27 protein-coding genes are annotated in these 26,948 nt (G+C 62.2%); 13 read left to right on the top strand and 14 right to left on the bottom strand.

All coding sequences use genetic code 11. From position 1 onward, the window contains the following. The first annotated feature begins 216 nt into the window (after nt 1–216). Nucleotides 217–1,152: a glycerophosphodiester phosphodiesterase gene (locus ACZ41T_RS08535; RefSeq protein ID WP_464920974.1), complete on the top strand. Its 936-nt coding sequence runs from the start codon at nt 217–219 to the stop codon at nt 1,150–1,152. Beyond that, nucleotides 1,149–2,153: a protease SohB gene (gene sohB, locus ACZ41T_RS08530; RefSeq protein WP_464920973.1), complete on the top strand. Its 1,005-nt coding sequence runs from the start codon at nt 1,149–1,151 to the stop codon at nt 2,151–2,153. Before ACZ41T_RS08535 ends, sohB begins: the two co-directional genes overlap by 4 nt. 90 nt (nt 2,154–2,243) lie before the next feature. On the opposite strand, the gene pstS is transcribed toward sohB, so the two are convergent. Beyond that, complete coding sequence (gene pstS / locus ACZ41T_RS08525) at nt 2,244–3,275, bottom strand: phosphate ABC transporter substrate-binding protein PstS (RefSeq protein ID WP_464920972.1); 1,032 nt, start codon at nt 3,273–3,275, stop codon at nt 2,244–2,246. 265 nt (nt 3,276–3,540) lie between these two features. Here pstS and ACZ41T_RS08520 point away from each other — a divergent pair, with 265 nt between their 5' ends. The 3 genes from ACZ41T_RS08520 (at nt 3,541) to ACZ41T_RS08510 (ending at nt 5,116) form a co-directional block, all read left to right on the top strand. Next, complete coding sequence (locus ACZ41T_RS08520; protein WP_464920971.1) at nt 3,541–3,957, top strand: hypothetical protein; 417 nt, start codon at nt 3,541–3,543, stop codon at nt 3,955–3,957. 8 nt (nt 3,958–3,965) lie between these two features. Beyond that, nucleotides 3,966–4,268 carry a VOC family protein gene (locus ACZ41T_RS08515; RefSeq protein ID WP_464920970.1) on the top strand — a complete coding sequence of 101 codons (303 nt, stop codon included), beginning with the start codon at nt 3,966–3,968 and terminating at the stop codon, nt 4,266–4,268. Between the two features lie 128 nt (nt 4,269–4,396). Continuing rightward, complete coding sequence (locus ACZ41T_RS08510; protein ID WP_464920969.1) at nt 4,397–5,116, top strand: P63C domain-containing protein; 720 nt, start codon at nt 4,397–4,399, stop codon at nt 5,114–5,116. Between the two features lie 243 nt (nt 5,117–5,359). Here the strand turns inward: ACZ41T_RS08510 and ACZ41T_RS08505 are convergent, their stop codons facing one another. Together ACZ41T_RS08505 and ACZ41T_RS08500 are read right to left on the bottom strand one after the other, a co-directional pair. Then, nucleotides 5,360–5,890: a DsrE family protein gene (locus ACZ41T_RS08505; RefSeq protein WP_464920968.1), complete on the bottom strand. Its 531-nt coding sequence runs from the start codon at nt 5,888–5,890 to the stop codon at nt 5,360–5,362. 223 nt (nt 5,891–6,113) lie between these two features. Further along, nucleotides 6,114–7,034: a LysR family transcriptional regulator gene (locus ACZ41T_RS08500; RefSeq protein WP_464920967.1), complete on the bottom strand. Its 921-nt coding sequence runs from the start codon at nt 7,032–7,034 to the stop codon at nt 6,114–6,116. A 158-nt stretch (nt 7,035–7,192) separates the two neighbouring features. On the opposite strand from ACZ41T_RS08500, the gene ACZ41T_RS08495 reads away from it, so the two are divergent. The 5 genes from ACZ41T_RS08495 (at nt 7,193) to ACZ41T_RS08475 (ending at nt 12,914) form a co-directional block, all read left to right on the top strand. Further along, the gene (locus ACZ41T_RS08495; protein WP_464920966.1) at nt 7,193–8,614 is read left to right on the top strand and encodes a form I ribulose bisphosphate carboxylase large subunit; all 1,422 of its coding nucleotides are present in this window, start codon (nt 7,193–7,195) and stop codon (nt 8,612–8,614) included. Nucleotides 8,615–8,709: 95 nt separating this feature from the next. Beyond that, a complete protein-coding gene (locus tag ACZ41T_RS08490; protein ID WP_464920965.1) occupies nt 8,710–9,066 on the top strand; it encodes a ribulose bisphosphate carboxylase small subunit in 357 nt (118 codons plus the stop codon). A gap of 96 nt (nt 9,067–9,162) precedes the next feature. After that, nucleotides 9,163–9,966, top strand: a complete 804-nt coding sequence (locus ACZ41T_RS08485) for a CbbQ/NirQ/NorQ domain-containing protein (protein WP_464920964.1) — start codon at nt 9,163–9,165, stop codon at nt 9,964–9,966. A 17-nt stretch (nt 9,967–9,983) separates the two neighbouring features. Next, a complete protein-coding gene (locus tag ACZ41T_RS08480) occupies nt 9,984–10,544 on the top strand; it encodes an LbetaH domain-containing protein (protein WP_464920963.1) in 561 nt (186 codons plus the stop codon). Between the two features lie 27 nt (nt 10,545–10,571). Then, nucleotides 10,572–12,914, top strand: a complete 2,343-nt coding sequence (locus tag ACZ41T_RS08475; protein WP_464920962.1) for a nitric oxide reductase activation protein NorD — start codon at nt 10,572–10,574, stop codon at nt 12,912–12,914. Nucleotides 12,915–12,956: 42 nt separating this feature from the next. Here the strand turns inward: ACZ41T_RS08475 and ACZ41T_RS08470 are convergent, their stop codons facing one another. The 3 genes from ACZ41T_RS08470 to ACZ41T_RS08460 are packed head-to-tail and all read right to left on the bottom strand — an operon-like array spanning nt 12,957 to nt 13,872. After that, complete coding sequence (locus ACZ41T_RS08470) at nt 12,957–13,259, bottom strand: DUF167 domain-containing protein (RefSeq protein ID WP_464920961.1); 303 nt, start codon at nt 13,257–13,259, stop codon at nt 12,957–12,959. 24 nt (nt 13,260–13,283) lie between these two features. Beyond that, complete coding sequence (locus tag ACZ41T_RS08465; RefSeq protein ID WP_464920960.1) at nt 13,284–13,637, bottom strand: YkgJ family cysteine cluster protein; 354 nt, start codon at nt 13,635–13,637, stop codon at nt 13,284–13,286. 28 nt (nt 13,638–13,665) lie between these two features. Further along, on the bottom strand, nt 13,666–13,872 hold the full coding sequence (locus ACZ41T_RS08460) for a CopG family transcriptional regulator (RefSeq protein WP_464920959.1): 207 nt from the start codon (nt 13,870–13,872) through the stop codon (nt 13,666–13,668). Nucleotides 13,873–14,093: 221 nt separating this feature from the next. Here ACZ41T_RS08460 and ACZ41T_RS08455 point away from each other — a divergent pair, with 221 nt between their 5' ends. Together ACZ41T_RS08455 and ACZ41T_RS08450 are read left to right on the top strand one after the other, a co-directional pair. Beyond that, complete coding sequence (locus tag ACZ41T_RS08455) at nt 14,094–15,020, top strand: spermine/spermidine synthase domain-containing protein (protein WP_464920958.1); 927 nt, start codon at nt 14,094–14,096, stop codon at nt 15,018–15,020. Next, nucleotides 14,996–15,241, top strand: coding sequence for an ArsR family transcriptional regulator (locus ACZ41T_RS08450; protein WP_464920957.1), 246 nt, complete (start codon nt 14,996–14,998; stop codon nt 15,239–15,241). Before ACZ41T_RS08455 ends, ACZ41T_RS08450 begins: the two co-directional genes overlap by 25 nt. A 32-nt stretch (nt 15,242–15,273) precedes the next feature. Here ACZ41T_RS08450 and ACZ41T_RS08445 read toward each other — a convergent pair whose 3' ends face one another. The 8 genes from ACZ41T_RS08445 to ACZ41T_RS08410 form a co-directional block, all read right to left on the bottom strand. After that, on the bottom strand, nt 15,274–15,801 hold the full coding sequence (locus ACZ41T_RS08445; protein WP_464920956.1) for an NADH-quinone oxidoreductase subunit B family protein: 528 nt from the start codon (nt 15,799–15,801) through the stop codon (nt 15,274–15,276). Nucleotides 15,802–15,888: 87 nt separating this feature from the next. Beyond that, complete coding sequence (locus tag ACZ41T_RS08440; RefSeq protein ID WP_464920955.1) at nt 15,889–17,430, bottom strand: hydrogenase large subunit; 1,542 nt, start codon at nt 17,428–17,430, stop codon at nt 15,889–15,891. A 71-nt stretch (nt 17,431–17,501) separates the two neighbouring features. Then, nucleotides 17,502–18,953: a hydrogenase 4 subunit F gene (locus ACZ41T_RS08435; protein ID WP_464920954.1), complete on the bottom strand. Its 1,452-nt coding sequence runs from the start codon at nt 18,951–18,953 to the stop codon at nt 17,502–17,504. A gap of 1 nt (nt 18,954) precedes the next feature. Then, nucleotides 18,955–19,617 carry a formate hydrogenlyase gene (locus tag ACZ41T_RS08430; protein ID WP_464920953.1) on the bottom strand — a complete coding sequence of 221 codons (663 nt, stop codon included), beginning with the start codon at nt 19,615–19,617 and terminating at the stop codon, nt 18,955–18,957. Nucleotides 19,618–19,692: 75 nt separating this feature from the next. After that, a complete protein-coding gene (locus tag ACZ41T_RS08425) occupies nt 19,693–20,637 on the bottom strand; it encodes a respiratory chain complex I subunit 1 family protein (protein WP_464920952.1) in 945 nt (314 codons plus the stop codon). Beyond that, nucleotides 20,634–22,652, bottom strand: a complete 2,019-nt coding sequence (hyfB, locus tag ACZ41T_RS08420; protein ID WP_464920951.1) for a hydrogenase 4 subunit B — start codon at nt 22,650–22,652, stop codon at nt 20,634–20,636. Before hyfB ends, ACZ41T_RS08425 begins: the two co-directional genes overlap by 4 nt. Nucleotides 22,653–22,664: 12 nt before the next feature. Then, a complete protein-coding gene (locus ACZ41T_RS08415) occupies nt 22,665–24,788 on the bottom strand; it encodes a SulP family inorganic anion transporter (protein ID WP_464920950.1) in 2,124 nt (707 codons plus the stop codon). Nucleotides 24,789–24,823: 35 nt separating this feature from the next. After that, nucleotides 24,824–25,219, bottom strand: coding sequence for a hypothetical protein (locus ACZ41T_RS08410; RefSeq protein ID WP_464920949.1), 396 nt, complete (start codon nt 25,217–25,219; stop codon nt 24,824–24,826). A 297-nt stretch (nt 25,220–25,516) separates the two neighbouring features. Between ACZ41T_RS08410 and ACZ41T_RS08405 the strand changes: the two genes are divergently transcribed. Further along, the gene (locus tag ACZ41T_RS08405) at nt 25,517–26,890 is read left to right on the top strand and encodes a sigma-54-dependent transcriptional regulator (protein WP_464920948.1); all 1,374 of its coding nucleotides are present in this window, start codon (nt 25,517–25,519) and stop codon (nt 26,888–26,890) included. The last annotated feature ends 58 nt before the right edge of the window (nt 26,891–26,948 follow it).

Genomic DNA, 26,948 nt, shown 5'->3' with positions numbered 1-26,948 from the left:
AAACAATGGCTGGAACGTTCATCATAGTGCCTGGACGGGCACGCCGCTTAACTTGATTCGCTCCAGCCCGCTCTGGCCACGTTTCCGGGCGGTATCGACCGTAGCCGTAATCCAGGCGGGGTGCGGCAAACGTTCCAAATTCGACCATACTGAACTGACAATGCCGCCTGACATTGAAGTCAACGGGTCGCCAAAAAGCTGCGCTTGCCGGCGCCCATGACGCTGGACATTACATCGCTGGAAATAAAAGGGGGTGCGCGTCGCATGAGTCACCACACCGCTACTGACATTCGTTCCGGGCATATTCCCGGCACGGGCGCCGCCAACCCAACGCGCGCCATGCCTGCCGTGATCGCCCATCGTGGCGCCGCCGACGATGCGCCGGAGAACACCCTCGCCGCATTCAAGCTGGCCTGGCAGCAGGGCGCCGACGGCATCGAGGGGGATTTCCATCTGACGCGGGACGGGAAAATCGTCTGCATCCACGACACCGACACCAGGCGGACGGCAGGTCGGGCCGGGAAGGTGGCCGAAGCGACGCTTGCCGAGCTTCGCCGGCTTGATGTCGGTTCCTGGAAAGGCGAACAATGGCGCGGCGCCCGGATCCCCACCCTTGGCGAGGTTCTCGCCACCGTGCCTGAAGGGAAGCGCGTGTTCATCGAGATCAAAAGCGGCCCGCAGATCCTGCCCACTCTGAAAGAGACGCTTGCCGGGGCCGGGTTGCAGTCCGGGCAGGCCATCGTCATGTCCTTCGATGCCAGGGTCATCGGCGAAGCGAAGCGGCTGCTGCCCCAGCTCAAGGCGCTCTGGCTGACGGATTTCAAGGCCGGCCCGGAAGCCGACGTGCGACCGTCCGCAAAGGAAATTCTGCAAACGCTCGACAAAACCGGCGCCGACGGCGTCGGCTGCCGCGCGCATCCGGCCGTCGATCAAGCGTTCATGCAGGCGCTGCGGACGGCGCAAAAGGAGGTCCACCTATGGACGGTGGACGACGTGACCGTGGCGAAACGGTATCTGCAGCTCGGCGTGGATTCCCTCACATCCAATCGTGCCGGCTGGCTGAAACAGAGACTTTGCAGCGAGGCAGGCGCCCCCGGTCTGTCGAACCGGGAGCCACAGGCGTCCAACCGCGCGCCCGGCCGTCCGCGATGAACGGCCTGGTCTCGCAATACGCCCTGTTTCTGGCCGAAATCGCCACCCTCGTGCTGGCCGTCTTCCTTCTGGCCGCCGGCCTTGTCGCCCTGTCGCGCCGCAAGGAGAAGGCTGCCGGCCAGATCCAGGTGAGCGAGGTCAACCGTCAGCTCGAAGCGGCTGCCGACAGGATCCAGGCCGTGCGGCTTCCCAGGAAAGCCCACAGAATCCTGCAAAAGCAGCGCAAGCTCGACCGCAAGGCGCAGCAGAAAAGGGCGGAAGCCGAACCCTGCATCTACCTGCTGGACTTCAAGGGCGATCTTCGCGCCTCGGCGTTGACGGCGCTGCGCGAGGAAATCAGCGCCATCCTGCAAGTGGCCAGAGCGGGCGACGCCGTGTTGCTGCGGCTCGAAAGCGGCGGCGGCCTGGTCAACCGCTACGGGCTCGGCGCCGCCCAGCTGCTCCGGCTGCGCGACGCGCAGCTGCCGTTGACCGTGATGGTGGACACGGTGGCCGCCAGCGGCGGCTATCTTATGGCCGTCGCCGCCGACAGGATCGTCGCCTCGCCTTTCGCGCTCATCGGCTCCATCGGTGTGGTCGCCCAGATCCCCAACTTTCACCGCTGGCTGCAGGCCAGAAACATCGACTGGGAACAATTCACCGCCGGCAGATTCAAGCGCACCGTGACCCTGTTCGGCGAAAACACCGAAGCCGGCCGCACCAAGCTGCGCGAGGAGCTGGAGGACATCCACGCGCAGTTTCGCGCGTTCGTGCAAGGCTGCCGCGCGCAGCTCGACATGGAAAAGGTCGCCACCGGCGAAGCCTGGCTCGGCAGCAAGGCGCAGGAATTGGGACTGGTGGATGAACTCGCCACCAGCGACGAAATCATTTGCAGTGCTTGCCAGCGGAGCCGCGTCCTGCACGTCCGTTTCCAGCGCAAGCCGTCCCTCCAGGAGCGCCTGCGCCTCTCCGCACAGTCCGCGTGGGACGGCATCTGGCAGCCGCCTTCCCCGCTGGGCTGACAGGCAGCGCCAGAATTGAAAATGCCCCCGGCGGTGAGCCGGGGGCATTCGTCTTTGCCCTGCGAACGTCTGGCGGCCAGGCCGCCGGCGTCACTTGATTTTCTTCATTTCCGCTTCGACCATCTTCACCACATTGGCCGGCAGCGCCACGAAGCCGAGGTCGGCGGCCATTTTCTGGCCGTTGTTCAGGGACCAGCTGAAGAAGTCCACGACGCCTTTCTGCTTGGCGGCATCCGTGCCTTTTTCATACGCCAGCATGTAGGTGGCGCTGGTGATCGGCCAGGCGTTCTTGTGCGTCTGGTCCAGCAGGTCCGGCGCCAAGCCCTTGACTTTGAAGTCGGCACCGGCTGCCGCATCGGCGACCGAAGCCTGGCTCGGCACGATGTAGTTGCCGGCCTTGTTTTTCAGCGCCACGAAATTCATGTCGTTCTTCATCGCATCGGCGATATCCACATAGCCGATCGTGCCCCTGATCTTCTGCACGTTGGCAGCAACCCCCGGGTTGCCCTTGCCACCCACCGCGTTGGCTGGCCAGTTCACCGTGTTGCCCGCGCCGACATCACGCTGGAAGGCCAGCGACTGCTTGGCCAGGTAGTGGGTGAATGCGTAGGTGGTCCCCGAGCCGTCCGAACGGTGCGACACGGTGATGGTCAGGTCCGGCAGTGCAACGCCGGGGTTCAGCCTGGCGATGGCCGGGTCGTTCCACTTGGTGATCGCGCCGCGAAAGATATCGGCGGCGGTCGCGCCGTCCAGTTTCAGCTGGCCGGATTCGATACCCGGGATATTCGTGACGATGGTGACGCCGCCCATCACGGTCGGCACCTGGACCAGGCCCGCCTCGTCGAGGATGGCTTCCTTCACCGGCGCGTCGGAGCCGCCGAAATCGACGGTTTTCGCGCGGATCTGCTTGACGCCGCCCGACGAGCCGATGCCTTGGTAGTTGACCTTGTTGCCGGTCGCAGTCTGGTAGGCATCGGCCCACTTGGTGTAGACGGCGTAGGGGAAGGTCGCGCCCGCGCCCGTGATGTCGACGGCCAGCGCCGAAAGCGAGGCGGTCGTGCCAATCGCCAGGGCAGCGGCCACGCCCGCCAGTTTGAAATAAACACGCTTGGAAACAGACATAAAGGCTCCTTGAACAGGTTGTTGATCGAACCGGGATTGGCTGAACAAGCGCGATACTACGAGCCGGACATTGCAGAAATTTTGCAGAAGCATTGCAGGAATATTTCAGTCGCATCGGCGCGAGTTTTTTCAAAGACGAGGCGTGCCAACCTTGTCACATACGTGTCACTGCAGCTTGTTAGGGTGCCGGCATCAAGACAGGTACGAGGACAGGACGATGCAGAACATAGGCTCGCAGGCAACGAGCAAGCGGGGCGCTCGGTGTTTGAAATTGCAGGTGTTGTTTGCGGCCGGCGGTGACGGCCTGGCCGCGCACCGGGCGGCGCACTGGACGAACCGCCTGGCAAATGGTTGCCTGGAAATCAGAGTTGCTGCCCCCTGCGGCGCGGATTTGACCGCAGCATTCAATGGTATGCCGGCAGACCTGGTCGTGGTGATTCATACGCCGGGCGATCCGGGCCCGCGCGTCGCATATCACTGCGGCGGGAGGATCGACTGGGATCTCGAGGCTGAGTCCCCAGCCGATCTGACTGCTCAGGTGCGCCGGCATGTCATGCGCCTGCTTCACGACCTTGGGGTGCCCCAGGCGCATTCCGATATCCCCGTGGCGCATTCTTCCTGTCCGCCGACGCTTCACGTTCCGAAGCGACTCGATGCGCGCGTATCTTTGCTTGCGGCCTGAGGAAACCGATGAACTCCCTACAAGTAAATTTTGCGGTTGATGACCTCGCCGCGGGTATCCGTTTTTATTCGGCCATGTTCGCCAGCGCGCCTGCCGTGCTCAAGCCAGATTGCGCCAAGTGGACGCTCAATGCGCCACGCGTGAGCTTCACGATTTTTATATCCGAAACATCGAGGTGCTCGACGCCATCCGGGCCCGGCTGGCTGCTGTCGCGCGCGGGGCTGATCGCTCGCAGTAACAGCAGTAACAGCAGTAAATCTAGCGGGTTGAAGTCCCGTCCGGGGAGTTGTCCGTACGCCCCGGTAGCATGAGGAAACGGCGTCGTGGCAACGCGGGGTCGTGAGTTTCCAAACAGCAAGAAGTAAATAGGGTCAGACGGCCCGACCCCATTTTTAGTTTTTTTGCCCCAATAGATGCAAGCAATGCATGCAATTATTTGTTGCGTGCATTTCTGACTGCAAAGAACCTAAAATTATTTATATCTAAAGAGTTGGAAGTTACGTCAAGCCAGGTCGAATTTAAGCCCCTGAAGGGTGCACGAGCATTTGGCTATCCTGCTGACTTGCTTCCAAACGTATGTGGCGTATTTTTGGACGCGGACGAAGCGGGTGTTTTGACTGCGATGCAGAAGCACGTCGCGACTAGAGCCCGAGTATTAATTCGCGGGCTTGCTCACGTTGGTGTTACGGCGCTGGTAGATGAAGCGACCGGCTATCAAGAGGTTCGAGATCGACATGCGCTGCAAGCGATACTTGACCAATATTTGAAGAAAGAGCTTGCTGCATGGGCAAAACGCTTTCCAGATGATTTCTACAAAGAAATGTTCAGGCTCAAGGGTTGGCCGATGAACCCTCTTCAAGTGAAACGACCTGGCGTGGTTGGGAAATACACCAACAACATTGTGTATGAACGACTTGCACCAGGCATTCTTGATGAACTTGAAAAGCGGAACCCGAAAGACGACAGAGGAAACCGCAGAGGTAAACACCACCAGCTATTGACAGAGGACGTTGGTCATCCTGCTCTCGCCCAGCATCTGTACGCAGTAATTGGCGCTATGCGTGCCCACACAAACTGGGATGATTTCCTACGGTTTTTAAATCGAGCTTATCCGAAGAAGAATTCCAACCTTGAATTGCCTTTGGATGAAACGAATTAATCAGACTACCGAGTATGGCTAAAGGGGTCAGTTCAGTCTGCCCCCATTTATTCACTCACCACTCATCACTTATTCAGGAACGCGAGATCGGGATGCGGGACTACCTGGTGTTCATGATGACGGCACGGCGCGCATGTGTGCGGCAGGATGGGATTTGGCGCCCGACCACGGAGGTGGTGGCCGGAGCAGCCGGTCATGCTGACGGCCCCGACGAGTCTTCATTCCCGTCCGTCTGCCGCAGGGTCACTTCTTCAGTTGCGGCTGATCGAGGTAACGGACGTCCTTAACCGACAGCGGAATGGGATTGATGTACTCGTAGCCCTTGCCCTGCCAGTAGGCGAGTTCGGGGAAGCCTGCCGGCACGACCGTGATGAACCCGTGCATGTCCTCGGCGCTGAACCCGGCAGCCTTCATCGCGTTGTTGCACATCTTGAACTCGACGCCGTCCTTTGCCAGTTCGGCCATCTTGTCGATGGCGCCCTGGTATTTCGAATAATTCTCCTTGGCGAAGGCACGCAGCTCGGGGCCGTGCGTCACCACCACCACCTTGCCCTTGGTGATTTTTTGCGTGTTCCGGACGAAGTTGTAAAGAATGTTCAACTTCTGCGGGTCTTCGTAATTCACGTCGAATACCACGTTCGTGACCGGCATCTCGTGCATGTCGACCTTGGCGGTTCCATAGGGCGCGAATTCCTCCGCGTGCGCCACAAACGAGGCGGGAATGGCAAAGGCCAGGGCCAGGCCCAGGGCCGCGATTTTGGGGGTGAATTTCACAGTTGTCTCTCCAGAGGTTTGAATTGGCGCCGAGCAAGGCCCGACTGACCTTGGGCGTGGGTAATCTCTCACGGCCATCCGCCCAAGGTAATAGTAGTTTCCGCTTCACGCTTGTACAGCAACAAAGGGCGGCAAATTGAGTCTGACGCATTCGGCTGTACCGCCCAGCCTTGTCCGTCTCCCATTTTTTGAAGCGATTAGGTGCTTTCTTCGCTCCAATTCGCTATTTTTTCTTACCCGCCTTTGCCGGCGCGACCTCCTCCCGCCCCAGCAGATAATCCAGAAACGCCCGCGCCACCACCGACAATTGCCGTCCCGCCGGATAGACGGCGTACCAGTGGCGCAGGATGGGGAAGCCCACGACGTCGAGCACGGCGAACTGGCCGGGCTGGTTGAGGGACAGGACGTGGCGGGAGAGGGCGGAGATACCGAGGCCGGCGAGGATAGCCTGCTTGATGGCTTCGTTGCTGCCCAGTTCCAGGCGCGGGCGGAGGGTGATGGCGCGCTCGGCGAAGCGCCGCTCGATGGCGTTGCGGGTGCCGGAGCCTTTTTCGCGCATCAGCCAGGGCTCTCTTGCCAGGCGTTCCAGGGTGATTTTTTTCTTGCCTGCCAGCGGGTGATCCGGCGCGGCGAGCACGACGATGGGGTTGTCCATGATGGGGGTGGCGACGACGTCGATGTCTTCCGGCGGCTGGCCGAGGAAGTAGAGGTCGTCCAGATTGTCGGCGATGCTGGCGAGCACCTGTTCCTTGTTGGTGACGCGCAAGGACACGTCGATGCCGGGATACAACTTGACGAATTCACCCAGGAGGCGCGGCGCGAAATAGGAGGCGGTGGTGATCGCCATCAGGCTGAGCCTCCCCTGCTTGAGCCCGCGCCGCTCGCCCACCGACATGGTGTAGCGGTCGAGGATGCCGAAGATTTCGCGGGTGGCCCTCGCCAGTTCCTGGCCGTCGGCGGTGAGGCGGATTTTCTTGCCGGCCTGCTCGATCAGCGGCACGCCGATCATGTCGGCCAGTTTTTTCATCTGCATGGAGACGGTGGGCTGGGAGAGAAACAGCTCTTCGGAGGCGCGGGTGAAGCTGCCGAGCCGGGCGATGGCTTCGAAGATTTCCAGCTGGCGGAAGGTGGTGTGGTGGCGCATGCGGGCATCCTTCGGTTAAATATACATAGACAAAAGTCTATCTTGGAAATAGAAAATATCGACTGTTATTGATGATTCGACTCCTGCAAGATACATCCCATCGTGTCAGGCCGTTGGGGCGTTGCACGGAAAACTACCCCTTTCTGTAGGAGGAAATCATGGCTGTTAAAACTTATAACGCCGGTGTGAAGGAATACCGGCAGACGTACTGGACCCCGGAATACACCCCGCTGGACACCGACCTGCTGGCCTGCTTCAAGATTACCCCGCAGCCGGGCGTGGATCGCGAGGAAGTCGCCGCTGCGGTGGCCGCCGAGTCGTCGACCGGCACCTGGACCACGGTGTGGACCGACCTCTTGACCGACCTCGACTACTACAAGGGCCGCGCCTACCGCATCGAAGACGTGCCTGGCGACGACACATGCTTCTATGCGTTCGTGGCCTACCCGATCGACCTGTTCGAAGAAGGTTCGGTCGTGAACGTGCTGACCTCGCTGGTCGGCAACGTGTTCGGCTTCAAGGCCCTGCGCGCCCTGCGTCTGGAAGACATCCGCTTCCCGATCGCCTACGTCAAAACCTGCGGCGGCCCGCCTGCCGGTATCCAGGTCGAACGCGACCGTATGAACAAGTACGGTCGTCCGATGCTGGGCTGCACGATTAAGCCTAAATTGGGTCTGTCGGCCAAGAACTACGGCCGCGCCGTGTACGAATGCCTGCGTGGCGGTCTCGACTTCACCAAGGACGACGAGAACGTCAACAGCCAGCCCTTCATGCGTTGGCGCGACCGCTTCTCCTTCGTTCACGAAGCGACCATGAAGGCGCAGCGCGAAACCGGCGAGCGCAAGGGCCACTACTTGAACGTGACCGCACCGACCCCGGAAGAGATGTACAAGCGGGCCGAGTTCGCCAAGGAAATCGGCGCACCGATCATCATGCACGACTACCTCACCGGCGGTTTGACGGCCAACACGGGCCTGGCCAACTGGTGTCGCGACAACGGCATGCTGCTACACATCCACCGCGCCATGCACGCCGTGCTCGATCGCAACCCGCACCACGGTATCCACTTCCGCGTGCTGACCAAGGTGCTGCGCCTGTCGGGTGGTGATCACCTGCACTCCGGCACCGTCGTCGGCAAGCTGGAAGGCGACCGCGACGCGACCCTGGGCTGGATCGACACCATGCGTGACAGTTTCATCCCGGAAGACCGTTCGCGCGGTCTGTTTTTCGACCAGGACTGGGGTTCCATGCCCGGCGTGATCCCGGTAGCCTCCGGCGGCATCCACGTGTGGCACATGCCTGCACTGGTGAACATTTTCGGTGACGACTCGGTGCTGCAGTTCGGTGGCGGCACGCTCGGCCACCCCTGGGGCAACGCCGCTGGCGCCGCCGCCAACCGCGTCGCGCTGGAAGCCTGCGTGGAAGCACGCAACCAGGGTCGTGAGCTCGAGAAGGAAGGCAAGGAGATCCTCACCGCTGCCGCTTCGCACAGCCCCGAACTGAAGATCGCCATGGAAACGTGGAAGGAAATCAAGTTCGAATTCGACACCGTCGACAAGCTGGACGTTGCTCACAAGTAAGACGGTAAGGCGTGAGGGGTGAGGAGTGAGGCGTATCGTCCCCCCCCGCCTCTCGCCTAACGCCTAACGCCTCACCTAATTTGAAAGGAACCAAAATGTCTGAAGTAATGGATTACAAAAGCCGCGTGAGCGATCCTGCCAGCCGCAAATTCGAGACCTTCTCCTACCTGCCGGCCATGGACAAGGACAACATCCGGATGCAGGTCGAGTATCTGGTGAAGAAGGGCTGGAACCCGGCCATCGAGCACACCGAACCCGAGTACCTGATGGATTCGTACTGGTACATGTGGAAGCTGCCGATGTTCGGCGAAACCGATGTGGATGTGGTGCTGGCCGAAGCTGACGCCTGCCGCAAGGCCAACCCCGATAATCACGTTCGTCTGGTGGGGTATAACAACTTCAACCAGTCGCAGGGCGCGGCCATGGTGATTTTCCGCGGCAAGACTGTTTAAGTCGCGACGGGAGACCGTAACAGCCCCCGTCACCCGCAAGGTGCGGGGGCTTTTGGTTTGTTTGTCCGCGAAGGACGAATAAAAAAAGGAATTGAAATGAGCAATATCGTCGATCAATACCGCATCACCAAAGAACCCTACTATCGTCCCGTTGCTGACGAAGTCGAGCTGTACGAAGCAGCTTACTCCGTGCGCATGCCGATGATGCTGAAGGGGCCGACCGGCTGCGGCAAGACGCGTTTTGTCGAGTACATGGCGCACAAGCTGGGCAAGCCCTTGATCACGGTGGCGTGCAACGAGGACATGACGGCGTCCGACCTGGTCGGGCGTTTCCTGCTGTCGGCGTCGGGCACCGAATGGCAGGATGGCCCGCTGGCCATCGGTGCCCGTCACGGCGCCATTGTCTATCTGGACGAAGTGGTGGAAGCGCGCCAGGACACCACCGTGGTGATCCATCCGCTGACCGATAACCGCCGCGTATTGCCGCTGGAAAAGAAAGGCGAGCTGGTCCATGCCCACCCCGATTTCCAGATTGTGATTTCCTACAATCCCGGCTACCAGTCGCTGATGAAGGATCTGAAACAGTCGACCAAGCAACGTTTCGGCGGCCTCGATTTCACCTACCCCGAGCACAAGATCGAAACCGAAATCGTGATGCACGAATCCGGCGTCGCGGCGGATATTGCCGATAAGCTGGTATCGATCGCCGAACGCTCGCGCAACCTTAAAGGCCACGGCCTCGACGAAGGCCTGTCGACCCGCATGCTGATCTACGCAGGCAGCCTGATCGCCAAGGGCGTCGCCCCGCTGGCCGCCTGCCGCGTTGCACTGGTGCGTCCGATTACCGACGATCCTGATATGCGCGACGCGCTGGACGCAGCTGTGTCCACGTTCTTCTGAGCATCGGCAGTTACAACATGATCCGCAAGAACCCGAATGGCGATCTGCCCGTAATTGACGAATCTTCGTATGTGGACTTTACGGCCATTATCTGTGGCAAGGTCATCATTGGCGCCAATGTGTTCATAGGTCCCTATGTCGTGATCCGGGCCGATGAAACCAAGCCGGATGGAAGCCTTGAGCCAATTATTATTGGCGCCAACTCCAACATCCAGGATGGCGTGGTGATCCACTCCAAATCGGGCGGCAAGGTTGTGATTGGCGAATACACATCCATTGCGCACCGGTCCATTATTCATGGCCCATGCGAAGTGGGAAACAGGGTGTTCGTCGGCTTCAACTCGGTCCTTTACAACTGCTCGGTGGGGGATGACTCGGTGATCCGGCACAACTCCGTGGTAGAGGGTTGTCAGGTTCCGCCCAAGTTCCATATTCCATCGACCACGACGATTCATTCCGATACGGATTTGAGTGCGATTGAGCAGGTTACCCCGGATTTTTCCAGCTTCTCCGAGGATGTGGCCCAGACCAATATCTCATTGGTGCAGGGATACAAGAAGCTGCACAACGAGTTCTAAGCACGGTGCTTCGCGAAAGGACGTTACATGTCGATCAATCTCGCTGACTACAATGAACTGCTGGAAGACCTGTCGCCGCACACCCGTGAAGCGCTCAATGCCGCCTGGCATGATGCAACCAAGGTTTTTTCGCCGCGCGGCCTGGACAATTACCTGAAGGGCGTGTCGGCCATCCGCGGACTCGGTCGCGGCGACTCGCTGGTCGAGACATGGATCGAACAGGCGCCGCAGGTGGCCAAGGAAGTAGGCGAAGACGTGGTGGCCGATCTCGCCACCGCAGCGCTGATGCTGGCCTCGAAAACCTCGGGTGCGGTGATCGAACTGCTGCTCGCCACGGCGCCGACCGCGGCCAACCGGCTGGGCGATCCCGAGCTTTTCCTCAAGTACCTGCAGTTCATCAACACCTTGATTGCGCAGGCGCCGCGCGGCGTGCGACCGATGCTCGACAAGCTCGAAGTGCTGTTCCAGAACCTGACCCTGGGCGGCCTGCGGCGCTGGGCGCTGTGGGGCGCACACGCGCACCGCACCAACTACGAAGAGCAGATTAATTACTTCAGCCTCGAATCGAAAGAATCGATGGCGATGCTGCAAAAAGAGCGCAAGGGCACGCTGCTGATCGATGTGCAGCGCCGCATCAACATGTATCTGCGCGCGCTGTGGGCGCGCGACTTTTTCATGCGCCCGACCTCGGGCGACTTCGAGGCGCGCCAAGGCTATCGGCCTTACATTGAAGATTACCTGCTGCATCTGCCGGATGCCTTCGACGACTTCAGCGTCGAGGGGCAGGAGCCGGTCCCCGGCATCGAGCTCTATCGTGCCACCGCGGCGCACTGCGCCGCGCATATGGTCGAAACTCGCCAGCCGATTTCTGCCGAGGCGCTCAACCCGATGCAGATGGCGGTGATCTCCGTGATTGAGGATGCACGGGTGGAAACCCTGGCGATCCGCCGCTTTCCGGGTCTGAAACAACTCTGGTGCAAGCTGCACACCATCACGCCCGCGATGGACAGGACAGCAGGCGATTACCTCGATCGTTTGGCGCGTGCGCTGCTGGACGATGCTTATCGGGACAGCGATCCGTGGATTGCCGAGGGCCGTGCATTGTTCGCCACTGCGCAGGACAAGCTCGATGACAACCAGACTTCATGGGAAGTCGGTGTGCAACTCGCGCACAGCCTTCAGCAGAAAAAGATTCCGTTCAACCCGCGTACCGATCTCCTCACCGCGCCTTACCGGGATGACAACCGCTATTTCTGGGAATTCGAGGAATTCGATTTCGACAAGGCTGCCAATGCCGGCTTCGATACCATCAATCAGGTTCGCAAACAGGTCAGCCTGATGGAAATGATCAACGAGGTCGAGGTCGAGGGTGCAGGCGACGATGCCGAGGAAATCTGGGTGCTCTCCACCGAGCTCTTTCCCTATGAGGATATGGGCAAGAGCTGGAACGAGATGGAGGGCAAGGAGCCGCGGTCCGAGCCTTTTTATTATTCCGAGTGGGATTACCAGATCCAGCTGGAACGTCCGGCGTGGGCGACAGTGCAGGAAAAGCGCCCCAAGTTCGGCGACCTGCAGGTCATCGACGACATCACCGCCAGGTACAAGCGCGAAATCCATCGCATGAAATTCCTGCTCGACGCGATGCAGCCGCAAGGCGTGCAGCGCATGCGCAAGCTGGAGGACGGCGACGAGATCGACATCAACGCGGCGATCGAGAGCTTTATCGACATCCGCATGGGCAACCAGCCCGATCCGCGCATCATGATGCGCAGCGTGCGCAAGACGCGCGATTTCTCGATTCTGGTGCTGCTCGACCTGTCCGAATCGACCAATGAGGCGGTGCAGGATCAGGAATACAGCGTGCTCGACCTGACGCGCCAGGCCTGCGTGCTCCTGGCCGACGCGATCAGCAAGGTGGGCGATCCGTTCGCCATCCACGGCTTCTGCTCCGACGGCCGCCACGATGTCGAGTACACCCGCTTCAAGGACTTCGACCAGCACTGGGACGAAGTGCCCAAGGCCAAGCTCGCCGGCATGACCGGCCAGCTCTCGACCCGCATGGGCGCGGCGATCCGTCACGCCGGTCACTATCTGAAGCTGCAGCGCTCGGCGAAGAAGCTGCTGATCGTGATCACCGACGGCGAGCCGGCCGACATCGACGTGCGCGACCCGCAGTACCTGCGCTACGACACCAAGAAGGCGGTCGAGGAAGTCGCCCGCGAAGGCGTCACCACCTACTGCATGAGTCTCGACCCGCGCGCCGACAACTACGTCTCGCGCATCTTCGGGCAGAAGAACTACATGGTGGTCGATCACGTCGAGCGGCTGCCGGAAAAGCTCCCGCTTCTCTATGCGGGTCTGACGCGTTAGCGATCAAGCACGGCCTACCCCCTGCGGATGCTCCGACAACGGTCAGAACATCTCCTGCTGCCCAAAGACCGCGGGCAGCTTTTTGGGAGACTTGATGCGCAGCTGCTTGTTCACATTCATGCGGCCGAAAACAACCTCGATGTCGGCCGTCGCCACGCCGAACGCACCCGCCAGAAAACGCACCATGTGATCGGTGGCCCGGCCTGCGACCGGGGCGGCGGTGACGCCGATCTTGAGCTGGTGGCCCTTGGGTTTGCCGATGGCATCCACTTTTGCGCTGGGCTTGCCGAGAACATTGAGCACCAGCGTCTCGCCCTCCCAGTGGAAGAACGGCTGCTTGCTCACGCGCGTGCCTTTCGGGATTCTTCATCAGAGCAGCACATGACGGGTCACCTCGAAATAGCGGTAGATCTGCTGCTCGATGTGCGGCGCGATCATGGATGCCGGGCGTTTGCCCTGCGGGCAGGCGAGCCGCGGCGTGGTGCCGAAGAGGCGGCAAATCAGCGGACGTTCCGCATAGACCTGGCAGCCTGTTTTGCCCAGGTGCGGGCAGCTTAATTCGTCGAGCGCCGCCGCATGCTCGGCGTCGCTCTTGCGCGGGAGCCTCGCCATCTCTTCGCCCGACGCGGTCACCGGCCCGCAGCAGTCATGGCAGCCGGGTTCGCACTCGAATGCCGGGATGCGATGCCGGATGAAACGCAGGGTCTGGCTGTCGGGGCTCATCGGCGGGGGCTGCCTGGCGATGCGGCTTTCATTGCGGCTTGTCTCCGGCCTTGGCGGCAGGCGCCGTCATCCATTCGGGCAGCTCGCGCGATCCCGCGTTCTCGTTGATGTATTGCTGAATCAGCTTGCGCACCACTTGCGACGAGGTGAGATCCTGCTGGGCGCAGATTTCCTCGAAGAGCTGCTTCTTTCTCGGATCGATCAGAAACGTCATTCTGGCGGTACGGTTTTCCATGACTCTCCTGGATGTGCGCATGATGTGTATGCGATGATAACTTGATTACCATCTCATTGCCATGTAGCATGGCGGTCGTTAAATGGATCAAGCACCGTTCCGTGCGTCGCCGGAATGCGCCTGCAGCCTCCGGCCCCCCCCCCCCAACCCGATGGGCTCCCGCGCACAAGCTCCGCTGACCGCCCTGGCGCACCCGAGAGAGGCCGATGAACGATAAAGCCATGTCCCCGAGCACTCCGCTGCTGGAACTGCCGGGCCGGGTGGCGGGTGCAGCCGTCACCGTGCGCGTGCTCGAACCGGTACACAGCGACCCGGCGCGGCTTTACGAACAAATCCAGGCCGGCCGTTACAGCCGGCCTTTTATCATCGACGACGGCGAGACGCGGCAACTGCTTTTCGGCCTGGATTTCATCCAGAGCTCGATGCGCATCGACGAACCCTACGCCCTCGATTTCGCCTACACCCGCAAGATGATGGCCTTCCTGCTGTTCGTGCCCGATCCGGGGCATGTGCTGATGGTCGGGCTGGGCGGCGGTTCGCTGGCCAAGTTCTGTCACCGCCATCTGCCGCGCGCGCGCCTGACCGTGGTCGAGGTGGATCCCGATGTCATCACGCTGCGCGGCGAGTTCGACATTCCCGACGACCCGCGTCTGGCGATCGTCCAGGCCGACGCCGCCGATTACCTGCCTGCGGCCGAAGGCGACGCCGATGTCCTGCTGCTGGACGGCTTCGATTGCAACGGCATCGCCCCGGCGTTTCTCAGTCGCGGTTTCTACCGGATGGCGCGACGCCGGCTGCGCCCGGGCGGCCTGCTCGTCGCCAATTTCGCCGGCCCCAGGAAGTACTGGTCCAGGCACCTGACCTTTCTGAACCAAGCCTTCGACGGGCAGGTGCAGCTGGGAACTGTTCCCGGCGGCGACAATCATATTGCTTTCGCTTTTGACGAAGCCGGCTGTGCCATCGACTGGCAACAGCTGGAGGCGCAGGCGGCGCTGCTCGCCGATCAGTTCCCGCTCGACTTTCCAGCCATCGTGGCCAGCTTGCGCGAAGGAGCCGAATTGCGTTGGGCCAAAGCCGCCTCGGCCAAGGCCCTGCCCATCCAGCAAACCAAGGAGTCTCACCTATGGACAAAATCCACACCTACCTGAAAACGCGAGGTGAGCAACTCGATTCCGAGATCGCCGCAGCGACATGCATCCCGCTGGAAGATGCGCGTCTTTATCTGTCCGAATTGTCGAAACGGGGGGACATCATTGCGTGCCACTCGACGCGATTCGTCAAGGGCAAGAAGATCGAAGGCATGCTGTACCGGGTGTCGGGCTATATCCCGCCTGCCAGTCCCGGCAGGAAACCCAAGACCAAGGAATAGGAATAGCCCGGCCTGGCAGGATTTGCCCCAGCTTACGCTGTCGTGCGGCCCTTGCTGACTGCGGCGAGGATGCCCTGCAGCAGGGCAAGCGGCGTGGGCGGACAGCCCGGCACTTCGACGTCGATCGGAATGACGTTGGAGACCTTTCCGCGCGTGGCGTAGTTCTCGCCGAACATTCCGCCGGTGCAGCCGCAGTCGCCCATGGCGACCACCCACTTGGGTTCCGGGGTGGCGTCGTAGGCGCGTTTCAGGGCCACCTCCATATTGCGCGAGACCGGGCCGGTGACCAGCAGCAGGTCGGCATGGCGGGGGCTGGCCACGAACCTCACGCCCCTGCCCTCGATGTTGTAATGCGGCCCGTTGAGGGCGTGGATTTCCATTTCGCAGCCGTTGCAGGAGCCGGCGTCGACATGGCGGATTGCTACCGACTGGCCGAATATCTTGAGGATTTCAGCGTGCAGCACCTGTTCGCGGGTGCGCAGCGCGAGGTCGGCCTGCGGCGCCGGTTCGGAGACGAAGCCAGTCTTGAAGATCTTCTGCAGGATGAGGTGTGTGGCCATGTTGCGGTTCTCACAAGTCTCGTAGGGTGCGCCATGCGCACGCGACAATCAAAAAATGGTGCGCGGAGCGCACCCTACAGGTCGGGCTCATAAATCCGGTCCGCTGTAGGAAAGGTTGAACGATTTATTGATGAGCGGGAAGTCGGGAACGATGTTGCCGAGTATTCCCACTTCCACCAACGGCCAGTTTTGCCACGACGGATCATGCGGATGCACCCGGTCGAGCTTGCCATCCGTCCCGATGCGCACCGCCACCAGCACTTCGCCGCGCCAGCTTTCCACCCAGCCAAGGCCTTCGCACACGTCTCGAACCGGCTTGAGCGGGGCGTGAATGTTCCCCGCTGGCAGACCAGTGAGAAGGTCGCGGATCAGGCGCAGCGATTCGTGGATTTCGCTGAAGCGCACCTCGGCGCGCGCCAGCACGTCGCCGCTGCGCTGCGTAGCCATGTTGACGTCGAGCTGGTCGTAGGGCGCCTGCGGAAACTGGGCGCGGGCATCCCAGGCCTGCGCGCTGGCGCGGCCCGCCAGGCCGGTGAGGCCGAGCCTCGCCGCGAGATCGGGCTTGCAGACGCCGGTGTTGGTGAAGCGGTCCTGCAGGGTGGCGTGGTCGTCGTAGATGGCCTTGAGCGAATGCACTTCCGCCTCGATGCGGTCGGCCTCGGCTGTGAGCTCTACGCGGCCACTGTCGTCGATGTCTACTGCCACGCCGCCCGGCACGATGCAGTCGAACAGGTAGCGGTGGTCGAACAGTTTTGCGGTCAGCCGCAGCCAGTCTTCCTTCAGTCGCCAGAACTGCATGAACCCAAAGCTCAGCGCGACGTCGTTGCCGAGGTAGCCGAGGTCGCCCAGGTGGTTGGCGATGCGCTCGATTTCCAGGAACAACGCGCGCAGCCACACGGCACGGTCGGGTACCTGGCTATCGGTGGCGGTTTCCACCGCCATGCAGTAGGCCCAGGCGTAGGCGATGTGGGTGTCGCCGGAGACGCGCCCGGCGAGTTTGGCGCCGGTGTCGAGGTCCATCCCCTCGAAGCGTTTTTCCGTGCCCTTGTGGGTGTAGCCCTGGCGCTGCTCCAGCCTCAGAACGCGTTCGCCGATGACGGAAAAACGGAAATGCCCTGGCTCGATGGTGCCGGCGTGGATCGGGCCGACCGCGATCTCGTGCACGCCGTCGCCTTCGACGCGGATGAAGGGGTAGGCGTCGGTGTCGTGGGTGGCGGGCAGGCGCGCATCGAAGTCCTTGCGCAGCGGAAAGACATCCGCCGGCCAGGCGCCGTGGCGCAGCCATTTGCGGTCGTCCACTGCGTCGGTGGCCACGATGCCGAGCAGGTCGAAGGTCGCGCGCTGCATGCGGTCGGCCTGCGGGAAGATGTGGGCGAGGTCGGGGTAGGCCGGCGCTTCATCCGGCAGGGCGCAGGTCACCCAGGCCAGCCCGGCGCTGGTGAGCAGGGCGGCGTGGATGGCGAAGCCGCGGTCCAGGTGGCGATTGTCCGAGCCCCACAGGGCAATGAGCTGTCCGCCTTCTTCCTTGACCACACGTGCCAGCGCGAGCAGTTGCCCGGCTTCCATGCGGCCGCGCCAGATGTGCTTGCCGAGGGGGTCGAGATGCCAGTCGTGTTCGCCGATTTTCATTTCAGCCTTCCGTAGGGTGCGCCATGCGCACCAATTTACGTTCAATGGTGCGCATGGCGCACCCTACCCGATTACCCACCCAGTAACTGCGCCGCCTGCCGGTACCAGGCAGCGAGATAGGGCGGAATGAACAGACCCAGCATCAGCACCAGGCCCAGATGCAGGAACACCGGCGTCAGCGCGGGCTGGTAGGGTAGCTTCGCCGATTCGGTCTCGCCGAACACCATCGGTTGCACCTTGCCGAAGATGGAAGCGAAGGCGACGCCCAGCGCCAGCAACAGGAAGGGCGTAGCCCAGGGATGATCGTGCATGGCGGTGGTGATGATGAGGAATTCGCTGGCGAACACGCCGAACGGCGGCACCCCAAGAATGGCGACGGTGCCCAGCATCAGCCCCCAGCCGATGGTGGGATTGGTCTTGATCAGGCCGCGGATGTCGGCCATCAGCTGCGAGCCGGCTTTTTGCGTGGCGTGGCCGACGGCGAAGAAGATGGCGGACTTGGTGAGCGAGTGCATGGTCATGTGCAGGAGCGCGGCGAAGTTCGCCACCGCGCCGCCCATGCCGAAGGCGAAGGTGATGAGGCCCATGTGCTCGATCGAGGAATAGGCGAACATGCGCTTGACGTCGGTCTGGCGCTTGATCAGGAAGGCGGCGACCACCACCGACAGCAGGCCGAAGCCCATCATCAGGTTGCCCGCCATCTCGTTGCCGAGCGCGCCGTCGACCAGCACCTTGGAGCGCATCACCGCATACAGTGCGACGTTGAGCAGGAGGCCGGAGAGCACGGCGGACACCGGCGTCGGGCCTTCGGCGTGGGCGTCCGGCAGCCAGCTGTGCAGCGGCGCCAGGCCCACCTTGGTGCCGTAGCCGACCAGCAGGAAGACGAAGGCCAGCGACAGCACCGTCGGCTCCAGCTCGGTCTTGACACCGTTCAGGTGGGTCCACAAGAGCGCGGTGCCGCCCGAGCCCAGCACCTTCTCAGCCGCAAAGTAGAGCAGGATGGTGCCGAACAGCGCCAGTGCGATGCCGACCCCGCACAGGATGAAATATTTCCACGCCGCTTCCAGCGAGGCCGGAGTGCGGTACAGCGAAACCAGCAGCACGGTGGCGAGCGTGGCTGCTTCCATCGCCACCCACAGGATGCCCATGTTGTTGGTGGTCAAGGCCAGCAGCATGGCGAAGATGAAGATCTGGTAGCTGCTGTGATACAGGCGCAGGCGCTTGTCATTGAGCTTGCCATGTTCCTGCTCGATGCGCATGTAGGGACGCGAGAACAGGGCGGTGGTGAAGGCGACGAAAGCGGTCAGCGCGACCAGGAAAACGTTGAACGAGTCGATGAAGAACCAGCCGCCGCCGACGGTCATCGGACCGTTTTCGATGATGCGGTGCGTCAGCAGCGCGGCCGCCAGCAGCGTCAGCAAGCTGAACAGCGTGTTGATCTCCGGCGAATGTTTCCGGCAGCCCCACAGTGCCAGGAAGATGCCGCCGGTCAGCGGAATGCCGAGTAGCCAATAAATTTCCATCTCAGCGTTCTTTCAGTTTTTCCATGTGCTTCAGATCCAGCGAATCGAAGGTCTCGCGAATCTGGAAGAAGAAGATGGAGAGCACGAACACGCCCACCATCACATCCAGCGCTACGCCCAGCTCAACCACCAGCGGCATGCCGTAGGTGGCGCTGGTGGCGGCGAAGAACAGGCCGTTCTCCATCGCCAGAAAGCCGATCACCTGGGGTATCGCCTTGCTGCGCGTGATCATCATCAAAAAGGCGAGCAGCACGGTGGCCAGGGCGATGCCCAGGGTCGACCGCATCACAGTGCCCGACATCTCCGAAATGGGCTGCGTCAGGTTGAAGGCGAAAATCACCAGCACGATGCCGATCAGCATGGTGGTCGGGATGTTGATCATCGGTTCCACGTCGCGGCTGACGTCGAGCTTCTTGACGATGCGGAAGAAGTACCAGGGCATGGCAATCACCTTGAGTACCAGGGTGAGCGCTGCCGAGTAATACAGGTGATGCTGGCCGGTGGACCAGGCCACCAGCGCGGTGGATGCCGCCAGCGCCGCGCCCTGCCAGGCAAACAGCGTGATCAGCCCGGCGATGCGGCGCTGCGACAGCATGGCGAAGGAAATCAGCAGCAGCAGGGCGGCCAGCAGGTTGACGATCTGCAGGTGATAGGTCAGGCTCATGATGATTTCCCGTAGGGTGCGCCATGCGCACCGTTCACATGGTGCGCATGGCGCACCCTACATCTTGCGATCACGTCAAACCTCCAGCAGGAAATGAAGCAGCATGCCCAGCACCGCCAGCAAAAACGCGGTACCGAGAAACTCGGGTGCGCGGAACAGGCGCACCTTGGCCGAAATCGTTTCGATGAAGGCCAGCAGGGCGCCACCGAGCAGAAATTTCGCGATCATGATCAGCAGTGCCAGCGGCAGTGCCGCCATATCCCCCTGCGCCGCAATGCCCCACGGCAGGAACAGTGCGATGCCGAGTGCGGAATAGGTGAACAGCTTGAGCGCCACCGACCACTCGATCAGCGCCAGGTGGCGGGCCGAGTACTCCAGGATCATGGCCTCGTGGATCATGGTCAGCTCGAGGTGGGTACTCGGATTGTCTATCGGGATGCGCGCATTCTCGGCCACCGAGATCATCCAGAACGCCACCGCCGCAAACGCCAGGCTGGGGTAGATGACGAACTCCTGATGTGCCAGGGTGTCGACGATCACCGGCAACCTGGTGGACTGCGAGATCAGACTGGCGGTGAAAAACACCATCAGCAGCGCCGGTTCGGCGAGGAAGGACACCAGCATCTCGCGGCGCGCGCCGAGGGTACCGAACGAGGTGCCGATGTCCATCGCCGCCAGCGCCAGGAACACCCGCGCCAGGGCGAAGATGCCGACCAGCGCGATGACATCGGCGGCGGGCGAGAACGGCAGGTCGTTGACGACGGTCGGCACGATGCCCGCGGCCAGCGCCATGCAGGCAAAGATCATGTAGGGCGCGAAGCGGAACAGCGGCGAGGCGTTGTGCGCGATCACCGCATCCTTGTGGAACAGCTTCTTCAGCGTGCGGTAGGGCTGGGTGATGGGGGGCGCGCTGCGGCCCTGCAGCCAGGCGCGGCACTGGTTGACCCAGCCCATCAGCAGGGGTGCCAGCAGGATCGCCAGCAGGGTCTGGGCGAGTTGCAGAAGGATGCCGGTGCTCATCGTGTTGTAAAGACCAGAAGGAAGATCAGGGTGGCGAAGCTGTAGATCAGGTACCACTGGATACGGCCGTGCTGCAGCCGCCCGGCCTGCTCGGACAGCCAGTTCGTCACGCGCGCGATGGGTGCGTAGAAAATGAACCAGGCCTTGTCCAGCGACGCGCCATGGTAGTGCGGGGTACGCGAGAAGGGATCGGGGGTTTCCCGCTCCACCCGCATGAAGACTTCGAAAATCTGCCGGATCGGCTGGCCGAAGCCTTCGGCGCTGTCCTGCATGCGTGCGTCCTGTTCCGGATAGCCGCAATCCCACGGATCGCTGCGGCGCACCCGGCCGTGATAGACGCGGCGTACCCAGATGAAGGTGAGCAGCAGCACCGTCGCCACTACGGCGAAGAAGATCAGCGGCGCGTAGCTGGCGCGCTCCGCCGAGATGGGTGCCAGCATCAGCCAGTTGCCGTCGTTCACCAGCGACTGGTCGGTCAGCAGGGACACCACCGGTGCCAGCCAGCCGATGACCTGGGTGGGAAACAGGCCCAGCAGCACGCAGCCCGCTGCCAGCCATAGCATCCCCAGACGCTCCGGCCAGCTGGCCTCGTGCGCCTCATGCAGCACCGGGTCGCGTGGCTGGCCAAGAAAGACCACGCCGAAGAACTTCACCATCACATAGGCGGCCAGCGCCGCGGCCAGTGCCACGGTGGCGGCGGCCACCGGGATCACCATGTTGAGGTAGGGCTGGGTCAGGCCGGGCGTCTGCAGGAAGGCCTGCAGCAGCAGCCATTCCGAGACGAAACCATTCAAGGGCGGCAGGCCGGCGATCGCCAGCGCGCCGATCAGGGTCAGCCAGGCGGTCCACGGCATGAAGCGCATCAGCCCGCCCAGGTGACCCATGTGGCGTACACCGGTGGCATGCAGAACCGAACCGGTGCCAACGAACAGCAGGCCCTTGAAGAAAGCGTGGTTGAGCGCATGGTAGAGCAGCGCGGTAAGTGTCAGCGCAGCCAGTGCGCCCTTTCCGTCGGTGTAGAAGATCAGCGTCAGGCCAAAGGCGGCGAGCAGGATACCGATATTTTCGATCGACGACCAGGCCAGCAGGCGCTTCATGTCCGACTGCACGGCGGCAAAGATCACACCGTACAGCGCAGTAATCAAACCGAGCGCCAGCGCCAGTGTGCCCCACCAGCCGATCTGGATATTGAGCAGGTCGAAGGTCACCCGTAGCAGGCCATAGATGGCGGTCTTCAGCATCACCCCCGACATCAGCGCGGAAACCGGCGAGGGCGCGGCCGGGTGGGCTTCAGGCAGCCACACGTGCAGGGGCACCATACCCGCCTTGGCGCCGAAACCGAACAGCGCCAGCAGGTAGGCGACCGAGGCCCAGAACGGCGTCATCTCGGCCAGTCGCATGGTGTCGAAGGTGTAGTCGCCGTGGCCACCCTGCAGCACGCCGAAGGTGAGCAGCAGCGAGATCGCGCCGACGTGCGCAATCAGCAGATAGAGAAAGCCGGCGCGGCGGATTTCAGGAACCTTGTGGTCGGTGGTGACGAGAAAGTAGGACGACAGCGCCATCACTTCCCACGCCACCATGAAGGCGTAGGCGTCGTCGGCCAGCAACACAGTGACCATGCCGCCGAGGAACAGGTGGTACCACAAGGCCAGCAGCGCCAGCGGGCCGGCGGCCATGCTCTTGAAATAGCCGGACGCATACACGGTGATGCCGAACGCGGCGCCGCCCAGCAGCACCATGAAGAAGGCGGACAGGGCATCCAGCCGCAGATGGAAAGGCAGGTCGGGCAGGCCGATGGGCAGCACCACGGCGGAGGCCGGTAGCAGCAGGCCGGCGACGCCCACACCGGCGATGAAGAGCGCGCCCAGCGCGCCCAGCGGAAACACCAGCCGGCTCAGCAGGTGCGGCGAGCGCTGCAGCAGCAGGGACGCGAATCCCAGCACCAGCCAGAACATCACCCCTGCCCAGGCCCACTGGACCGGATCGGCGAAGTAGGAAAAAAGCCCGTTTGTCATGTTCAAGAGAACCTACCGTCCCGGTGGCACCGCACAGAAAAGATCGTCCGCCGCATTTTCACCCAGCTGCTCGTAAATCGCGGCAATCGCCTGGTCGACCGTGGCAAAAATCTTGTCCTGGCCGATCGCGTCGAACAGTCCGGTGGCACGCATTACATCCAGTACCTGCTTTTTCAGGCCGCTGAACACCAGGGTGATCCCTGCACTCTTCAGGCGCTCGACCAGGTGATGGACGACCTCTTCGCCGGACGCATCCAGCTGGTTGATGGCGTCGCCCACCACCAGGATGTATTTGGCCTCGGGGTTTTTGGATGCGGCCTCCAGCACCGCGTCCTCGAAATAGGAGACGTTGGCGAAGTACAGCGAGCCGTCGAAGCGGATCGCCACCACGTGCTTGCTGGTGGGCAGATCCGGATTCACCCTGAGGTCGCGCAGCGTGCCGTCCTTGTAGCGGCCGAGAATGGCGACGCGCGGCGACATGGTGCGATACAGGTAGAGGCCCAGCGCCAGGCCCGCGCCCACCATGATGCCCTTGTCCAGATGCGGGGCGAAGGCCAGCGTGGCGATGAAGGTGACGCCGGCGGCGATGCCGTCATGGCGGCTGGCCTGCCAGGCGTGCTTCACCGCCTTGAAGTTCACCAGGCCAACCACCGCCATGATGATGATGGCGGCCAGTACCGCCTGCGGCAGGTGGTACAGCAGCGGGGTGAGGAACAGCAGTGCGACCAGTACGATCAGCGCGGTGATCACCGAACTCATACCGGTTCTGGCACCCGCATTCATGTTGACGGCCGTGCGTGAGAACGAGCCCGAGACCGGGAAGGCCTGGGTAAAGCTGCCCACTATATTGGCCAGGCCCTGGCCGACCAGCTCCTGGTTGGGATCGATACGCTGCCGGGTTCTGGCCGCAACTGCTTTGGCGATCGAGATCGCCTCCATGAAACCCACCAGCGAAATCACCAGCGCGGCCGACAGCAGCGAACCCAGCGCATCGAGACTGAAGCTGGGCATCTTGACGCTGGGCAGGCCCTCGGGAATGGCGCCCACCACCTCGCCGCCACCCACCAGCTGAAAGCCATTGGCGCTGAGCTTGCGCAGGCGGTAGGACGTTTCATCCAGCGTCACGCCCGGCGGCGCCTCGTCCGCCCGGTAAATCGCCAGCGTCGCGCCACTCGCGTCCGTGCTGCGCACCACCTGCAGGTGCCGCAGTGCCGCCTTTTCCTTGGCGAATGCGGCTTCCGCATCGCGCAGGTCGATCCGCAACAGCGCCAGCTCAGCCTCCGTTTGCACGGTGCCGATGTTGTATTCGCCCGCGGTTTTTTCGGCTGTTTTCAGCGCGGCCGATTTGTCGGCGATCTGTCTGTTCAGCGCGTCCACCCGCTGGGCGGCCCCCATGCTTTGCTGCACCACTGCCAGCAATGCAGGATCGGCGATTTGTGCAGGCGCGCCGGGTGCGTTGCGCTCGAATCCGAGCGACCATGACAGCAGCGTCGTCACCACCACGGCAATCAGCACCCCAGGCAGTTTGGGCGCATATTTCTTGATGCTCCACATGATGGCGATGGCCAGCGCGCCCATCGCCAGCGTCGGCAGATGGGTGTCGCCGATCAGTTGGAGCACACCGACGACGTCGTTGATGAAGTGCTCGCTGCGGCCCATTGGCACGCCGAACAGCTTGGACACCTGTGACAGCGCAATGATGATGGCCGCTGCATTGGTGAAGCCGACGATGACCGGATGCGACAGGAAGTTGACGATCACGCCCAGCTTGAACACGCCGAGCAGCAGCTGGATGATGCCCACCAGCAGCGCCAGCATGATGGCCAGCGCGATGAACTGGTCGGAGCCCGGCGCCGCCAGCACCGCCAGCGACGATGCGGTCAGCAGCGAGACCACCGCCACCGGTCCGGTGCCGAGCTGACTCGAGCTGCCCCACAAGGACGCCACCGCCACCGGCAGGAAAGCCGCATACAGCCCGTAATACGCCGGCAGCCCGGCCAGCTGCGCGTAGGCCATCGACTGCGGAATCAGCACCAGAGCCACGGTCAGGCCCGCCATGAAGTCGGCTTTCAGCGCGTCGCCCTTCATGGGGAACCAGCGCAGGAAGGGCAGAAATTTGATCAGGAAGGCGGGCATGGTTGTATGTTTTTTGGTCGGTGGTTACGGTCGGATCAGGTGGGTTTCTTGTCGTGCGACGCCGCGGTCACCAGCGGGCAGGCGAGATGCTTCCACGGGTCGCTGCTGCGGTCCTGGGCCAGCGCTTCCCAGCCTTCGCGCGAGTCGATCACCACCGCCGCGATGTGCTCGTGGGCGTTGGCGTAGTCGACCAGGTCGCGCCGGCGCAGGCTGGGTTTTACGTCCAGGCTGAAATGCAGGCCCGCCTCGCGCAGCGAATCGAGAAAGTCGGCCATCTCGGCCGGTGGCGTTTCGCCGGCGGCGATGACCTGGATCTCCAGGTCGGCCTCGAGACGGCGGCAAAGCGACAGCGCCGAGGTCAGCAGGCGCGGATCCACATGCCCTTCGCGGACGGCGAGCAGTACGGTTCGTTGTTTGCCGGGGTGGGTCATTCCAGGGCGCGGGTTCTTGTTGAACGCTTCCTTTACGCAGCAAGCGTGCCAGTAGATGTATTTCAGCCCAAACGTATGAACAATCAGGGAAATATGGAAAAGCAAGCACCGCGCAGTGTTTCCTGACTGTTGCACAATGCAATTGTTTGGCCGTTTGCCCCGGGAGCGCCCGTCCCGGGCGGATATCGGAGGATTGTTAAATCTAGGTTAAGTGGCATTCTCTTCCCGTGTGTTGCAATTGGTTGGCGTAAATTGCAAATTGCAACAATTGCAGGCATTCTGCAGTCTTCTGCACGAATGACCGGAGGGCGCATGACGGGCGGCAGGCTTCTGATCGTGGACGACGAAAAGGTCGCCCTGAAAAACCTCGAACAGCTGATGAAAAAAGCGGGCTACGCGGTCACCGCCACCCAGAGTGGCGGCAATGCGCTTGCCCTGCTGGAGAAACAGCCTTTCGACGTGGCGCTCTCCGAGCTGCGCATGGACAAGGTGGACGGCCTGCAGATCCTCAGGCGCTGCCGCGAAAACCATCCCGATACCGAGGTCATCCTGGTCACCGGCCATGCCACGCTGGCGTCTGCCGTCGCGGCGATGAAGCAGGGCGCTTTCCACTACCTTGCCAAGCCTTATCACCCGGATGAGGTGCGCCAGATGGTGGTCGCTGCACTGGAAAAAATCCGCTACAGGCGCGAAAGCCGCAATCTCAAAAAGCAGGCGGAAAGCGATCAGGGCAAGGTGAGCATCCTCACCCGGGACCGGCACATGCAGCACCTCCTCGACATGGCGCGGCAGGTCGCGCCGACCGATTGCAACATCCTCATCACCGGCGAATCCGGTACCGGCAAGGAGCTTTTCGCCCGCTACCTGCACCACCAAAGCTGGCGCGAATCCGGCCCCTTCGTGGCGGTGAACTGCGGTGCCTTCAACGAGGATTTGCTGGCCAACGAACTGTTCGGCCACATCAAGGGCGCGTTCACCGGCGCCCACGCCGACAAGAAAGGCCTGCTCGAAGCGGCCAGCGGCGGCACCCTGTTTTTGGACGAGATCACCGAAATGTCGCCCACCATGCAGGTCAAGCTGCTGCGCGTGATCCAGGAAAAGGAAGTCCTGCCGCTGGGCGCCACTGCGTCAGTCAAAATCGACGCGCGCTTCATCGCCGCCACCAACCGCGACGTGCAGGATACGGTGAAGCATGGCGGCTTCCGCCAGGACCTCTACTTCCGCCTCAACGTCGTCAACCTGCACATTCCTGCCTTGAGCGTGCGCAAGGAAGACGTACCCCTGCTCGCCCACCATTTCCTGGCGAAGCATGCCGCACTGATGGGCAAGGATGTCAGCGAGATCGCCCCGGACACCCTCGACCTGCTGCGCGCCTACGATTTCCCCGGCAACGTGCGCGAGCTCGAAAACATCATCGAGCGCGGCGTCGCGATCGCCAGCGGCCACAGCATCGATCCCGCGCAACTGCCCGACGACCTGCGCGAGCTCGCCATCCGTACCTTCCGCAAAAAAGCCGGACGCATCCCTACCCTGGAGCAGCAGGAACAGGACTACATCGCCTGGGTACTGCAGGAAGCCGGCGGCAACCAGACCCTCGCCGCGCAGATGCTTGGCATCGACCGGGTGTCGCTATGGCGCAAGCTGAAGCGGTACGAGGTGGAGAAGGGGTAGGGTTGTCGACAGTCCCTCGGGAAGTCGTAAACGTGGTCCATACTCGTTGGGTGCCAGT

Source organism: Thiobacillus thiophilus (assembly GCF_055378705.1).
This window is presented reverse-complemented; position numbering and strand designations above follow the sequence as displayed.

Excerpts from the sequence above, each read along its gene's own strand:
- ACZ41T_RS08405 (WP_464920948.1), top strand. The coding sequence starts at position 25,517 with ATGACCGGAGGGCGCATGACGGGCGGCAGGCTTCTGATCGTGGACGAC.
- ACZ41T_RS08455 (WP_464920958.1), top strand. The coding sequence starts at position 14,094 with ATGTCCCCGAGCACTCCGCTGCTGGAACTGCCGGGCCGGGTGGCGGGT.
- ACZ41T_RS08425 (WP_464920952.1), bottom strand. The coding sequence starts at position 20,637 with ATGAGCACCGGCATCCTTCTGCAACTCGCCCAGACCCTGCTGGCGATC.
- ACZ41T_RS08430 (WP_464920953.1), bottom strand. The coding sequence starts at position 19,617 with ATGAGCCTGACCTATCACCTGCAGATCGTCAACCTGCTGGCCGCCCTG.
- ACZ41T_RS08535 (WP_464920974.1), top strand. The coding sequence starts at position 217 with ATGACGCTGGACATTACATCGCTGGAAATAAAAGGGGGTGCGCGTCGC.
- ACZ41T_RS08445 (WP_464920956.1), bottom strand. The coding sequence starts at position 15,801 with ATGGCCACACACCTCATCCTGCAGAAGATCTTCAAGACTGGCTTCGTC.
- ACZ41T_RS08485 (WP_464920964.1), top strand. The coding sequence starts at position 9,163 with ATGAGCAATATCGTCGATCAATACCGCATCACCAAAGAACCCTACTAT.
- ACZ41T_RS08450 (WP_464920957.1), top strand. The coding sequence starts at position 14,996 with ATGGACAAAATCCACACCTACCTGAAAACGCGAGGTGAGCAACTCGAT.
- ACZ41T_RS08435 (WP_464920954.1), bottom strand. The coding sequence starts at position 18,953 with ATGGAAATTTATTGGCTACTCGGCATTCCGCTGACCGGCGGCATCTTC.
- ACZ41T_RS08490 (WP_464920965.1), top strand. The coding sequence starts at position 8,710 with ATGTCTGAAGTAATGGATTACAAAAGCCGCGTGAGCGATCCTGCCAGC.
- ACZ41T_RS08500 (WP_464920967.1), bottom strand. The coding sequence starts at position 7,034 with ATGCGCCACCACACCACCTTCCGCCAGCTGGAAATCTTCGAAGCCATC.
- pstS (WP_464920972.1), bottom strand. The coding sequence starts at position 3,275 with ATGTCTGTTTCCAAGCGTGTTTATTTCAAACTGGCGGGCGTGGCCGCT.
- ACZ41T_RS08515 (WP_464920970.1), top strand. The coding sequence starts at position 3,966 with ATGAACTCCCTACAAGTAAATTTTGCGGTTGATGACCTCGCCGCGGGT.
- ACZ41T_RS08410 (WP_464920949.1), bottom strand. The coding sequence starts at position 25,219 with ATGACCCACCCCGGCAAACAACGAACCGTACTGCTCGCCGTCCGCGAA.
- ACZ41T_RS08415 (WP_464920950.1), bottom strand. The coding sequence starts at position 24,788 with ATGCCCGCCTTCCTGATCAAATTTCTGCCCTTCCTGCGCTGGTTCCCC.
- sohB (WP_464920973.1), top strand. The coding sequence starts at position 1,149 with ATGAACGGCCTGGTCTCGCAATACGCCCTGTTTCTGGCCGAAATCGCC.
- ACZ41T_RS08495 (WP_464920966.1), top strand. The coding sequence starts at position 7,193 with ATGGCTGTTAAAACTTATAACGCCGGTGTGAAGGAATACCGGCAGACG.
- ACZ41T_RS08465 (WP_464920960.1), bottom strand. The coding sequence starts at position 13,637 with ATGAGCCCCGACAGCCAGACCCTGCGTTTCATCCGGCATCGCATCCCG.
- ACZ41T_RS08475 (WP_464920962.1), top strand. The coding sequence starts at position 10,572 with ATGTCGATCAATCTCGCTGACTACAATGAACTGCTGGAAGACCTGTCG.
- ACZ41T_RS08440 (WP_464920955.1), bottom strand. The coding sequence starts at position 17,430 with ATGAAAATCGGCGAACACGACTGGCATCTCGACCCCCTCGGCAAGCAC.
- ACZ41T_RS08460 (WP_464920959.1), bottom strand. The coding sequence starts at position 13,872 with ATGGAAAACCGTACCGCCAGAATGACGTTTCTGATCGATCCGAGAAAG.
- ACZ41T_RS08480 (WP_464920963.1), top strand. The coding sequence starts at position 9,984 with ATGATCCGCAAGAACCCGAATGGCGATCTGCCCGTAATTGACGAATCT.
- hyfB (WP_464920951.1), bottom strand. The coding sequence starts at position 22,652 with ATGACAAACGGGCTTTTTTCCTACTTCGCCGATCCGGTCCAGTGGGCC.